This is a genomic window from Alteromonas sp. McT4-15 (assembly GCF_020515205.1).
GTDB lineage: Bacteria > Pseudomonadota > Gammaproteobacteria > Enterobacterales > Alteromonadaceae > Alteromonas.
Map to the genome: position 1 here is coordinate 72,959 of NZ_JAJALG010000016.1, position 13,258 is coordinate 86,216.

Consider the following 13,258-nt stretch of genomic DNA (forward strand, 5'->3'; position numbering starts at 1 on the left):
TTTTTGTCAATCTACAGCGGCTTTGCTAGTTTTGGCGTAGCAGTTCAACCAAATAGCTGTTTCGTTTATGTGAGTTGCTGTGGGCTTCTGTGATAACCCTCAAATCATCCGAACTGCCAACTATATGAATTTCAGCCTCGGCTCTGGTAATTGCAGTATACAGCCACGCTCTATCAACGATTTTGCCTTTCTGTACTGCGATAATGATTCTTGGAAACTGCGAGCCTTGGGCTTTGTGTAGGGTTATTGCATAACCCAACTCCATGCAATCGAGCACAGATTGCGTGTCCTCTATAATATCACCAGTATCTAGCGTTACTTCGCCATAGCTTTCACCCGAAGACTCAACACTGGTTAGAGTGCCGAGCGAACCGTTTTGAATGCCTTTGTCATAGTGGTTTTGCGTAAATAGAATTGCATCATTCAATCTGAGGTTTTGAAAGAATCTCTCACCGTGCATTTCAAACTCAAGCCTGTCTCCATTAGGGTTGACAGCCTCTTGAGTCAGTTTATTAATGTCAGCAACGAGCGCTTTGGTCGGTGCCATAACACGACTGTTCTCAGGTGATTGCTGATACAAGTCACAACAGACTTGAGCAATGTCGCTCTTTGTCGTTTCGTGGAAGTGAATAGCGCCCGTACTTAGCTTCTCAGGCACGATTCCACTGTTTATAAGCTTCGAGTATTCGGGGATGCCCGTTGTGCCTTCCTGACGTTTCACAATTTCTAGCATGGTATTGGCAATAGCTTTAGACAGAACAATATCAGCAAGCACCTTTCCGCAACCTATTGGCGGCAACTGGTCTGGATCACCAGTGAAGATGATGCGAACTGATGGATGAATATGGTTGACCAGGCGATACATGGTTGGCAAGTCAATCATACTGGCTTCATCAATTACCAGAAGATGTTTTTGTTTGTCTGAGGTTGGCTCTATAGGGTCTTCACCCAATAACTTAGCGATAGTTGAGGTGATAAAACCAATTGACTCATGCAAGCGCATGGCAGCTCTGCCACTCAGGGCTACTGCGTGTATTTCAAATCCCATTTGATGGTAGGCTCGAAGTGCGGTTCTAAGTACCGTCGTTTTACCTGTGCCAGCTCCGCCCGTGATGCAACTCACCGCGTTATCTAAGCACGTTATTACTGCTTCAACCTGTTTTTTGGTTAGCTCGTATGGCAATTCACCAACCGCAGAACAATATGCAGAATTTGCATTTTCGTCATAAAGGTTGTTTTGATTGGCTAACGCTTTAAGTCGTTTGGCAACGACATTCTCCATCAACAACTGCGCCATAGGATGGTAGGTGCCAGTGTCAGGATTAAGGATGTATTGCGCTTTGTCGTGACCTGCCTTGAACGCTGCCGCAACTAGCTCTTTGTCCTTGAGTAGTTTAGTTAAATAGGGTCGCAAGGCCGCTTGGTTTGTATACGTGTGGCCTTTATCAATCTCTTTTCGAATGGCAGTTTCAAGTGCCGCGCTAAGTCTCTTGCTATCACAAGTTGTGATCTCAAGTTTAAGATCACAATTTGTGATCATAGTATCGACTTGTTCAAATGACATCCCAAAACCAATCAGCACATAGGGATTTTGTTTTATAGCTTCAATCGATTCTTCCCCATGATGCTTCAATAAGCGCTGCTGCACACCTGCTGGTATCTTATGTTCGGTCATCCAGTTGCAGTAGGCCAGATTTTTATATTTAGCATAGCCTTCAAACAACGCATTGATAGAATCCTCACTCAGGACGCTTCTAAGCTTTTCTCTCGATTCAGGAGTATCTTTTCTAACTATCGAGTGGAAATCTTTACCTAATAACTCCCATAGCGCTCTTGCTTTACTTTCACCGATACCTTTAAAGCCAGCTTCTCTCGCGATAAAACGAATGAGTTGTTCACCCGTTTCTGGCAGGCTGCATTCTATGTGCTCTGGTGATTCATAGGTGTGCTGTTGCATCAAGAAATCACCCGCTTCCACTTCATCGACTGAACGAGCGCCTTTTACCGACCAATGCTGACCAAGGGCTGGCTGTACAGGGATTTCATCAGGGCTAACTTTAATGGTGATGTAATACTTACCACTGTTGGTCTTGTATGAGTTTTTTGCCAGTGGCACACCACTGAATATCACCATATTGGTTGAGCTATAAGGGATACTGGTGACACGCATTTGGTCTTGATGTAATTGTGTAGCAGCTTGTTGCACTTTTAATTGGCCAACGGGCTGTTGACCAATTGCGTGGGTGGCTCCATTTTGGAACGAACCAGTATCAACTTCTATTTGTGCAGATGTGTTTGCACAATTAGCAATGTGCATTTTTTGCACTTTGGCTTCACTCATCGTGGCATGAATCCCATTTCAGAGAGGGTTTCATTCAATTCACCAAATCGCTCTAGCTTGCTTTCCAACTCTTTAACCTTAGCTTTTAGCTCAATGTTTTCAGCCTCTAGCGCAGACACTCGCTTAGAGTCGAGTAGTTTACGGTTAGCTGTGTTGTCGTATTGCTTTGGTTTGTCGGCATCTTTCTTTGCAGATTCGGTCAGTGGTGGAAGCACACCTTTATCACGCAGTTTATCTTCAAGGGCTAACAACGCTTCTTTAAGTGCAGGGTTTTGATTGAGTGCAGACTTGCCACAACCAATAGTTTTGGCTACTTCACCTCTATTTAATTGGCCTCTAAAGATTATTTGTTTAAAGTCATCATCAGTCTGGGTTACTCGCCACACTTCAAAGGCATCAAGATTCTGTTGTGCTTTTTGTTGTCCATTAGCCATTTTTTTTATTCCTTCCAATCGCGCCTAGAAGAGGAGAGTCTTCTTCAAATTTAATCGGATCAATATTCTCACGCCTTGCTACCACTGCTGCATAAGCAAGTCTTTCCCTTTCTCTGGACAATTGACTTTCTAACTCTTCGACTTTCCTTCTGAGTTTATTTATCTCAGCATCCTTGGCTGACTCCTTTGAAACTTTAAGGTCATAAACCGACTTACCAGCTTTGTATGCACGAACCAGTTTCTTTACACGATCAAATTCATCGCGAAATTCTCTATTTCTCCATAGAGTTGGCTTTGAGGGCTTCACTCGACTTGTGATGTAATCCCAGCCAAACTCATCCGCAGGTATGAGTTGTCTTTCAAATTGGCTTAATATCTTAAATGCACTTTCAAACTCTTCTTTTGTCGTCGCCATTATTCATCACCTCCACACTGAAATGGGCAATCATCAGGAAATGAACCATCCTTTTTAAATGGCATATAATCTTGGATGTCATCCAGTTGACTGTCATTTAGTATCATTTCTGCGTTATCCAATATCGCTGTCGTATTTCGCAAGATGGTCATATGGTGTTCGATATGCATCTTTGCTGCTTCGACCCCTTTTTCATACACTTCAAACAACCTTGATAACTCTAAGGATGACCTATCGCGCTCTGCGGTGATCTTTTCTCTATGCGAAGGGTCATGCAAATCGTATATGTAGTGCTTACACCCTTTCCCTTCGTTACCTGTTAAGCATTTTAAGTTAAATTCACAAGGCTTTAGATATAAGGCTCTTGTGCAATACCCTAGTGGACTATATTGAATTGATTGAAGCGTAGAAGTTAAATGTTCAGGCAAACTGCTGGTTTGAATCTCTTGCTCTTTCCAAGCTCTTAATTTATTGGGAATTTCACCTAAAAATCGCTCAGAATCATCAAGCATAGCATCAGCAACAACCTTGGCTCGTTCACGCCCTGTGTTGTGGTCGTAATTTTCACCTTGGCCTGTCGTTCGTCCCATCCACTTGTTCACGACCAATTCAGCCAACCCTGCTCTAAACAAACTAGTTGTTTGCCAGTGCCGCCCCTTATGGCTTTGCCAACTTTCAGCTATATAATCATCAACATCGATACCGTAACGAGTAAAAGCGCTGTGCTGTCTATCATTACCACCAAAAAAATAAGCAACTGCGAAATACCCCAAAATTTGTGGTAGGTGGTCATAATATTCTCCACCTCGCATACCAGCACGCAGGAACAAATACTCTGACGTTTTTTGGTGGATGCTGAAGGATTTAGAGCTAATCTCTATATCATCCAGTTGATATTCATGAATTGATTCTTCGATTAACTCTCGGTCGATATCTAAATTCATGCGTTCAAATTCCGCACGAAAATAGCTTTTTACCTTACCTATATCAGCCAAGTAACCTTTTGTCTTCGCATACTCTCTATTTCCTCGATGTTTTACATAGAAATTGCATTTCTCGGCACTCCACAAGTCCTCTAATCCAACTTTGCTGGCTGTCTTTTGGTTAAAAAACTCAGGCAATAATCCTTCGAGTTCTTTTAGAGGAATTTGCTTTTGGTGGTCGTAACCGCCAAGTGTATAGGCTCGAATGATATCTATTGCATCCTGGCGACTAACAACCTTAACGCTTAATGCTTTGTCAGATGTTTTTTCATTGGTGAAGGTAAGCGCATTAAAGTTACCATTTAGGCGAATTACCTTTTCACGGATGAGTGAATCATTTGATGCTTTTGTGTTGCCTGTGGAATGTGCGTTAAGTATTTTAAGCAGCTCTAGTTCAGTAACATGGTTGGCTCTCATTGCTACGATTTCGTCAATACACTTTGCAATAGCTTCGCCAGTAATATAATGCTTATGCTTTCGAGAGCCTAACGGCTTACTTTCAATCTCAATACCCATACCGTTGTAATACTTGAGTAGAGACGTTGAATCTGTAGCTTTTGATGAAATAGGTAAAATATTAGCTAATTCTTTAAGCTCAAATCTTTCATTGCTGTCAATCGATGCTTTTAGTTGCCATAATTGCTCTGCGGCCACTTTCTTGGACAATAACAATTCATCCAACTGTTGAACTTTTCTCTCAAATATTGATTCTTTTTCTTGAACATAAGCATCAAACCTTTCATCAATAAAGCTCAATGCGCCTTGCTGCTCGAATTGAATTGCTGCGTCTCTGTATCCTTTAGTTAGTTTATGTATTTCATCAACGGCATCTTTAAATGCTTTACGCCATATTGTCGGGATATATCTCGCCATTGGCTCAGACCCTTTCTCAGTCCAAACAAGGCAAAACATTTCACCATCCATTTCAATCAATGGGTTGAGCGGCAGACGCAATACTTCCCCAAGCCGCAACCCTAAACCATACTGAAATACTTGGGTTAAAATACATAACTTGTCATTGATGGCTTTACTACTGCCATCAAATGCGTCGTCCACAGCCCATTTCAGATGAATTACCGCTTTCACAAGCTCTGGCAAAGGCATCTTTTCTTTTTTAGCTTGAACCCTACCAAACGCATCTGTTTTACCTAACGCTTTGTGAATATTTACTGTATCTATATGGGCGGACAACAGGTGATTGTCATTGAGATAAGCTACAACTCGATTTAAGCTCACCCCATTTGTAGCTGGTTCAGCGTACCTCTCTCTCAAGTAAACGATGTTCGCATCATATGCTTCTTGATTAAGATCGGATAGCTCCTCAAATCCCATTTCAGCCCAAATTTTAATGGGTTCTATTGAGCTTTTAATGTGGGAAAAAGAATACGGTTCTGCTCGCAGCCTTTGAGTCCATAACATATTCACCAAGTAAACTTTGCAAAAGGTAGCTAACGATTCAGGTAGCTCTTCTCCGCCTATCATTTGAAATTTAATGTTTTGGTTTGATTTCAAGTATGACCAACTGACATCGTTCCAATCACAACCAATTATCAACGGTAATGATTCAAAGCGCTGTCTCGCTTGCTGCTCTAGTTCTGCTAGGCTCTGTGAATTAGTTTCTTGCTTTAGCCTAATGAGGTTTATTACATCACTCATCACCGCTTCCTTCATTGATATTGACCACTTCTACTCCCTCGGCATAAGCAATGGCTGCTTCACAACCAGCAATAGCCTCATCAAGCTGTTTAGACAGTGATGATGATGTACTTTCATCAACAACCTTTTTTCGGTCTTTAAGTGAAATTAATGCGTTATCGTGCGAAGACTTTTCTTTGTTTGGGCAGAATTTGTCACAAGAATAACAAGCGACGGCAGGCTCTAAATAACAAGCAGCTTCCTTTTGACACTTGCCTATAGCGGTAAACGCATGAAGCTCGATAATCTCTTTGCCGTAAATATTACCGCTTAGGTCTTCTTCTCGGTTCCATGCCGCTGTGAAGTGCTGTTGTTCTGTTCTCTTTGCGGTGGCGTTTTCAAGTAACTCCCACATCTCGCGGGTATATCGGAAGTAATGTTTAACGCACCGGGTTGAACTGTGATCTAATAAATCCGCGACTTCCTCTTCGGTCATGCCTTCCATAACTGCGTTAGAGCCAACGGTGTATCGGAAACGATAAGGCGTTAGGTAAAATGGCTTTCCTGTTCTTGGGGATAACGGAAGGTAACTAGTAGTAGATATCATACGGTTGTAAAAATTATGTGGTTTATTGTGATGTAAGTAACTTGCTTTATTTTCTTCACCGTAAAACTGACTATTTATTGACCTGTAACTCCCTTCATCAACCTTGACCCCTTCAAAATGCTTGACCGCCCCCTTTAGACCCTTGATGTAGACCTGCACCTTTCTAAAAAACAAAGGAGGCTCCATAATGGAAAGCCCACCATAACTATCATGATTATTAGCAATAACCCTTTTGATCAGAACAGCCAACTCATCATCAACAATACGCTTAGTAAATTCCTCACGCCTAAACTGCCCACCTTTCTGTTTAACCCTTGGGACATTAAGATAACAAAGCCCTAACTCAGCATCTTCAATGAAATCTTTTTCCTTTAATAACGATAGCTGTATCGGCCTTAAACCGAACTGGATACAAAGCGCGAGGATCAACCTATCAGCAATATAAATCTCTTCATTTTTCAATGCTTCGTTTAATACGCGCAACTCTTCACGAGTAAAAGGCCCTAACTCCTCATCCATCGTGAATAGGGTCAAATAAGCGTTTTTATTTGCGGTATACCCCTCAAGCCTTAAAATCTCTTCCGCTTTATCAAAGGATAACTCGTTATATTCATTTAAAATTAAATAACGAACCAGAGATTTGATAGGGTTTACAAATCTAGCTGGAGTTGTCATCACGGCGCAACCTATTGCTTCGTCGATGGTTTTCCCGTTAATGACATTGTCAGCGATACAAGTAATTGCGTAGTGATATTGGCTAATTGTTCCAGGTAAATATCGAGGGAGTAGATATATATAGTAACCTTTTAACTGCTCTTTCAGTTCATGCCCCAGTTCATTGATACGAGTAAAATATAATTTAGTAACCTGACTCGTATCATCAGGCAAGGACACAACATCGTTAAACTCACCCACTTCATCAAACAGTTCGACTTTATACCCTATGCGATTAGCAAATGCTCTTTCTTGAGGCGTTAACAACGACTCGTTAACGCCAATAACACTGTTGCTCATACTCATTGGCTATTCATCCATCTTTCGAACTCGGCATCTGATTGGGCAACCTCTTCTTTTCTCTTAGCCTCTGCGTACTCTGTAGGCTCCAATATTTTACGTTGAATGATTTGGTGCAATTGCCCAACTTCACGCTGGATAGAACCTTTAGGGTAACGATTCACCATCTCACTACCTCGCTTCCATCCTCCTGCGTATTCTTGTATTGGCGCTTTGTTTAATTTCTTACTTAACGAAGACTCACCGATATTCATCAAGTTCAACGCATCACTAAGCACATCGTGGAATGTATTTCGAAGTCGATGAGGAGATAGCTTACCTGCAAACTCTGGGTGTTTTTTTATTAGCTCATTCAGTATGGCGTTTGGCGTTTGTACGCTAAGTGGCTTGCCATCCATATTTGAGAGAAACATATACATACTCTCATTAGCCCCTTTAAATTGAGTCCGCCAATGGGATATATAGTGCTCAAATATCGTTGCCATCATTTCATTTAGCTCGACTTCCCGACCTAATGTTTTGACTGATGGTGCTTCACTTCTAGGATACTCAATGTCACCAGACTTCAATATTTCAAAGAATTTGCGACGACCCGATAATGAAAAATGATTGAGCTTAAGTAAAAGGGACTCGCCTTTGCGATTTCCACCTAATACCATCGTCAACAAGAGGGCGTAGTTTCGCCAACGGATCTTTTCTGATTTCCAAGGATTCAACTCATTTTCTAAGAGAGGATTAATAATATTAAAGAATTTACCTCTTAACTCTGGAGATAAGCCTTCTTTGTTAGACTTAGCGGAAGTGTATGGAGATTTTAAATATAACTTAAATCCTTCTTCCATCGCCGTAAACTGCATTTTTGCAGCCTTTAAGTTGTCCAAACTATTCTTTGTTCGATTCTGATAGAACAACCATAACCATTTGATATAGCTCCAACTCACTCTCATGCGCTGTTCATAATGCCCACTACTAATCTGCTCACCAGTATTAATGTCTGCTGAACAATAAGCGGAATAAGACTCGATAAACCCCATCGAAAGCGGGGTCTGTGAGGAAATATGTTTATGAAGTTCTATTTGGCTGCCAATGCAATAACGATATAGGTGCTGAATTGACTGGGCATCTTTTTTAATTGTGTTCGGTTTACTGCCACTATCGAAACGTTGAAGCAAATAACCTGCGCTCAACATCTCAAGCTGACTATCTATTTTCACAAGCTTTAATTTAACGTTGCCTAGTTTACTAAACGTGACATCGACAAGATTTACATCAGTCATATTATGAAACTATATTTTTTATATATGTATATTTAAAAGAATAAACGAAACAAATCCACTGTCAATAGTGAAACATTGCTTTTTATATTTGTATATTTATATAGGAAAGAGAGGAATGAAACGATTTGAAAAGAGAAATTTATTTATCGGAAATAAAAAACCCTTGCTATGCAAGGGTTTCTATTACTTATCCACAGAAAGTGAAACAGACTACCTACTAATTGCAGGCATCTTTCAGTGCTTTACCAGCTTTGAAAGAAGGAACTTTCGCAGCTGAAATCTGAATAGTCTCACCAGTTTGTGGGTTACGGCCACTGCGAGCTGAACGTTCGCGAACTGAGAAAGTACCAAAGCCTACTAGTGCAACTTGGTCGCCGTCTTTAAGCGCAGCAGTTACTGAGTCAGTGAATGCGTCAAGAGCGCGGCCAGCAGCTGCTTTAGAAATGTCTGCACCAGCAGCGATTTGGTCGATAAGTTGAGACTTGTTCACAATTATGATCCCCTTCGATTGTTATTATACTGTTTGTCCAAAACGATTTTGCTTGAACGTTATAGCAAGCTTGATCGTTAACATCAAGCTTCGGTCACAAATAATTAACTTTTTTGTTGAATCGCTGCAATCCCTTTTGTGGCAAGGCTTCAAGCGAATACCACTTAAAGGTAACACAACTTTTGTGTGTTGAAAGCCCATTTTTCAAAAAAAACGGTATTTCTTTACTTTAACGAACAATTTTTAAGCAATTATTTCAAGAAAATGGCTACACGCCTTTAAAATTAAGCAATGTAGCCATTGTAACTAGTTAGTTTTTCACCACTTGAAAGCTTTCAACCGGCTCTTGCAAAGCAATATCTAATACATCATCAATCCACTTAACGGGGTGAATTGACAAATCTTTCTTAACATTATCTGGAATTTCTTCCAAATCGCGCTCGTTATCTTTTGGAATAACAACGGTTTTTATACCACCACGATGCGCAGCCAATAGCTTTTCTTTCAAGCCACCGATAGCTAACACTTCGCCACGAAGCGTAATTTCACCTGTCATCGCAACATCACATTTAACCGGGTTCCCAGTAAGAGACGAAACCAGTGCTGTGCACATTGCAATACCCGCACTTGGACCATCTTTAGGTGTAGCGCCTTCAGGAACGTGAACGTGAATATCACGTTTTTCGTAAAAGTCATCGTTTATACGCAGCTTTTCAGCGCGGCTTCTTACTACCGTCATCGCAGCTTTAATCGACTCTTGCATAACGTCACCAAGCGAGCCTGTAGACGTCATTTTACCTTTACCAGGCACTGATGTAGTTTCAATTGTCAGCAAATCACCGCCTACTTGTGTCCAAGCAAGACCTGTAACTTGACCTATTTGATTGTCTTTATCAGCTTTGCCATAGTCGAAACGCTGTACACCCAAATAGTCCTTAAGGTTGTCTTGGGTAACTTCAACTTTGCCTTTACTCTTCTTAAGCAAAATGTCTTTTACCGCTTTGCGACAAACTTTTGATACTTCGCGCTCAAGACCACGAACGCCGGCCTCGCGGGTATAGTAGCGAATCATACCGATAACTGCTGAATCGGTAATTTCGAGCTCCTTGGCTTTCAGGCCATTGCGCTCCATCTGCTTACCAATTAGGTGCTTTTTAGCAATGTTAAGCTTTTCATCTTCGGTATAACCCGACAAGCGGATGACTTCCATACGATCCAGTAACGGGCCTGGAATGTTCATACTATTAGAGGTTGCCACAAACATGACATCAGATAAGTCGTAGTCAACTTCTAAATAGTGATCACTAAAGCTGTTGTTCTGTTCAGGGTCAAGTACCTCAAGTAAGGCTGACGCTGGGTCACCGCGCATATCTGAAGACATCTTGTCGATTTCATCTAACAAGAACAGTGGGTTCTTAACGCCCACCTTCGCCATTTTCTGCACTAACTTACCTGGCAGTGAACCAATGTAGGTGCGACGGTGACCACGAATTTCCGCTTCATCTCGCACACCGCCAAGCGCCATACGAACATATTTACGACCAGTAGCCTTGGCAATAGATTGCCCCAGCGAGGTTTTACCCACTCCCGGTGGCCCCACAAGACACAATATAGGACCTTTAAGCTTTTTAACACGCTGCTGTACTGCGAGGTATTCCAAGATACGCTCTTTAACTTTTTCAAGGCCGTAATGGTCTTCGTTCAACACACCTTCTGCGCGTGAAAGATCTTTTTTCACTGGCGAGCGCTTATTCCACGGCACATTGGTTAGCCACTCGATATAGCTGCGCAATACAGTTGCTTCTGCTGACATAGGCGACATCATTTTAAGCTTTTGTAATTCCGCTTTTGCCTTGTCTTCTGCCTCTTTTGGCATTTTTGCTTCAGCTATTTTCTTAGAGAGTGCTTCAAATTCATCTGGCGCGTCGTCAAGCTCGCCGAGCTCTTTTTGAATGGCCTTCATTTGCTCATTCAAATAGTACTCACGCTGACTCTTTTCCATTTGCTTTTTGACGCGGGTGCGAATTTTCTTTTCGACCTGCAATAAGTCTATTTCACCTTCCATTAGCGCCATCAGATACTCAAGGCGCTCATTCACCCCTTGCATCTCAAGTACTTTTTGCTTTTCTGCCAGCTTAAGCGGCATATGCGCAGCCATAGTGTCAGCAAGGCGTGCAGCGTCTTCTATGCCATTGAGTGACGTAAGCACTTCAGGTGGAATCTTCTTGTTAAGCTTTACGTAGCCTTCAAATTGCGACACCGCAGAGCGAATAAGTACTTCCTGCTCACTCTCGTCGATTGCTTCATCTTCGAGTTTCTCTACGTTTGCAACAAAATACGGCTCTGATTGCTGGTAGCTGTCAACTTGGCCTCTTACACTGCCTTCTACCAACACTTTTACTGTGCCATCTGGCAGTTTTAGTAATTGGAGAATGGTTGCAATAGTACCAACGGTATAAATGTCATCAGCCTCTGGCTCATCATTGCCAGCGTCTTTCTGCGCGACTAGAAATATTTGTTTATCGTTTTCCATTGCAGCTTCAAGGCAACGGATTGATTTTTCACGCCCAACAAATAGGGGTATGACCATATGCGGGTATACCACTACATCCCGCAAGGCAAGCACAGGAATTTCAATGCGATTTTCACGCTCAACTGTCATACTTGTTCTCAATTAGTTTGAAATGTCATTTTTATATGGGGATGCAAGAGCAAAGTTCAATCGAAACTTATTAAAGTGCGTTAATTCCTCAACCTTACCTTCCCTCTCTACCTATAACCATTATCGATTTTTAGCCGTATGGCAACACTTAAGTCAAAAATCTGATAGAAAGAATAGGATACGCTGTACAAGTGAATAAAATTCAAACACATCAGTGATAAAAGCTACGCAACTGCCCGTTGAAAAGCTTTTACATCAATTAGTGTGACACTAACCAACGCACGATATTTAATAGTAGCTGTTGATTGTCTTTTGCTGATGGTGAATTCATTCCCATCGCCCACGACTCATCGTCACTTTTAACAACTTGCGCAGTAAACATACCCGCTTCGCCAAATACAGCCACTTTACCCTTTCCGAATTCCATTATTGCCCCCTGATAGAGTCCAATGGCACTTTGTGAAGGCGTATCGTCTTCGATGGCCCATGATTTTGATGGCATCCAATTTATTGATGGTTGTGTAAATTGAAGTACAGGCTGTGCTTGCGGAGGTATTGTAAAACCTTGACCTAAAAAGCCCTGAATGACATCTACCACGTTTTCGCCATCTGCTGGTGTAACAGGAGATCGCAAAATACTCTGTGACTGACGGTCAAAAAACTGCTCTTGTTTATTGACTATCTCCACATAGCCATTGATGAACCCAAAGCCAAATATTTCTGCCAAGTCTGACATGGCAGCAGGCCACGGCATATGATCAGCAATAAGAAAAAGTGAACCACCGTTATTTACCCAATGATAAACAGCTTCGACTTCTTCGCGAGTAAACGCCGGATAATTAGGCAAGTCCCAGTTCTGAGTATTTCTTTCATTTAGCGCATTAGCCACAACCAACACGTCGATTTCAGCAAGCGACGCACGAGAAAAAGGTTTCGAATTATTTTTCAGCGTAAAACCATCGGCTTCAAGCACTTTCGCGAACGGTTTGTAGCGTCCGTCAAGGGTATGAAAATTGTGGTGCGCACTATCAACGGCGACAACCGGTGAAGATTCAAACTGACAAAAATAGCAAGCAGTGTGTTGTGGCGTAAAATCAGGGTCTACCACTTGCTGCGCAAAAGATAAAAAAGGGAAAAAAATTAATAGAGGTGCTAGATATTTAACCATATTCACGTTCCTTCGTATTTAACTGCTAGGTAGCGCATTAGTAAAACACAAACGCATGAAAATTACATTTCTACCCGATAGCCAACGAAAAACCGCATGATCCTATATAGGCTAGGCTCCTCACCTAAATAAAAAACAACACTCGTCGTTTTTAAGCCGCGTCAGCGAGCATGGTTTAGACAAGGCGGGAAATTGTGGGGAACCGGAGTTTACGCATGGTAAATGAGGATTT

Annotated in this window: 9 protein-coding genes; all 9 read right to left on the reverse strand. The window is 41.8% G+C overall.

Features of this window, described 5'->3' with window-relative positions:
- Nucleotides 1-25: 25 nt before the first annotated feature.
- Nucleotides 26-2,341, reverse strand: coding sequence for an ATP-dependent RecD-like DNA helicase (locus LHL20_RS12670; RefSeq protein ID WP_264180920.1), 2,316 nt, complete (start codon nt 2,339-2,341; stop codon nt 26-28).
- Nucleotides 2,338-2,775: a VPA1267 family protein gene (locus LHL20_RS12675; RefSeq protein ID WP_226433556.1), complete on the reverse strand. Its 438-nt coding sequence runs from the start codon at nt 2,773-2,775 to the stop codon at nt 2,338-2,340. The genes LHL20_RS12670 and LHL20_RS12675 overlap by 4 nt, the downstream gene beginning before the upstream one ends.
- Nucleotides 2,768-3,190 (reverse strand): hypothetical protein, encoded by a 423-nt coding sequence (locus LHL20_RS12680; protein WP_226433557.1) that lies wholly within the window; start codon nt 3,188-3,190, stop codon nt 2,768-2,770. Before LHL20_RS12680 ends, LHL20_RS12675 begins: the two co-directional genes overlap by 8 nt.
- Nucleotides 3,190-5,829 carry a hypothetical protein gene (locus tag LHL20_RS12685; RefSeq protein ID WP_226433558.1) on the reverse strand — a complete coding sequence of 880 codons (2,640 nt, stop codon included), beginning with the start codon at nt 5,827-5,829 and terminating at the stop codon, nt 3,190-3,192. Before LHL20_RS12685 ends, LHL20_RS12680 begins: the two co-directional genes overlap by 1 nt.
- On the reverse strand, nt 5,822-7,396 hold the full coding sequence (locus LHL20_RS12690) for a site-specific integrase (RefSeq protein WP_226433559.1): 1,575 nt from the start codon (nt 7,394-7,396) through the stop codon (nt 5,822-5,824). The genes LHL20_RS12685 and LHL20_RS12690 overlap by 8 nt, the downstream gene beginning before the upstream one ends.
- Before the next feature lie 35 nt (nt 7,397-7,431).
- Nucleotides 7,432-8,706 (reverse strand): tyrosine-type recombinase/integrase, encoded by a 1,275-nt coding sequence (locus tag LHL20_RS12695; protein ID WP_226433560.1) that lies wholly within the window; start codon nt 8,704-8,706, stop codon nt 7,432-7,434.
- A gap of 217 nt (nt 8,707-8,923) precedes the next feature.
- On the reverse strand, nt 8,924-9,196 hold the full coding sequence (hupB, locus tag LHL20_RS12700; RefSeq protein ID WP_012518978.1) for a nucleoid-associated protein HU-beta: 273 nt from the start codon (nt 9,194-9,196) through the stop codon (nt 8,924-8,926).
- Nucleotides 9,197-9,506: 310 nt separating this feature from the next.
- Complete coding sequence (gene lon / locus LHL20_RS12705; RefSeq protein ID WP_226433561.1) at nt 9,507-11,858, reverse strand: endopeptidase La; 2,352 nt, start codon at nt 11,856-11,858, stop codon at nt 9,507-9,509.
- A 259-nt stretch (nt 11,859-12,117) separates the two neighbouring features.
- Nucleotides 12,118-13,026 carry a DUF4350 domain-containing protein gene (locus LHL20_RS12710; RefSeq protein ID WP_226433562.1) on the reverse strand — a complete coding sequence of 303 codons (909 nt, stop codon included), beginning with the start codon at nt 13,024-13,026 and terminating at the stop codon, nt 12,118-12,120.
- Nucleotides 13,027-13,258: the final 232 nt, after the last annotated feature.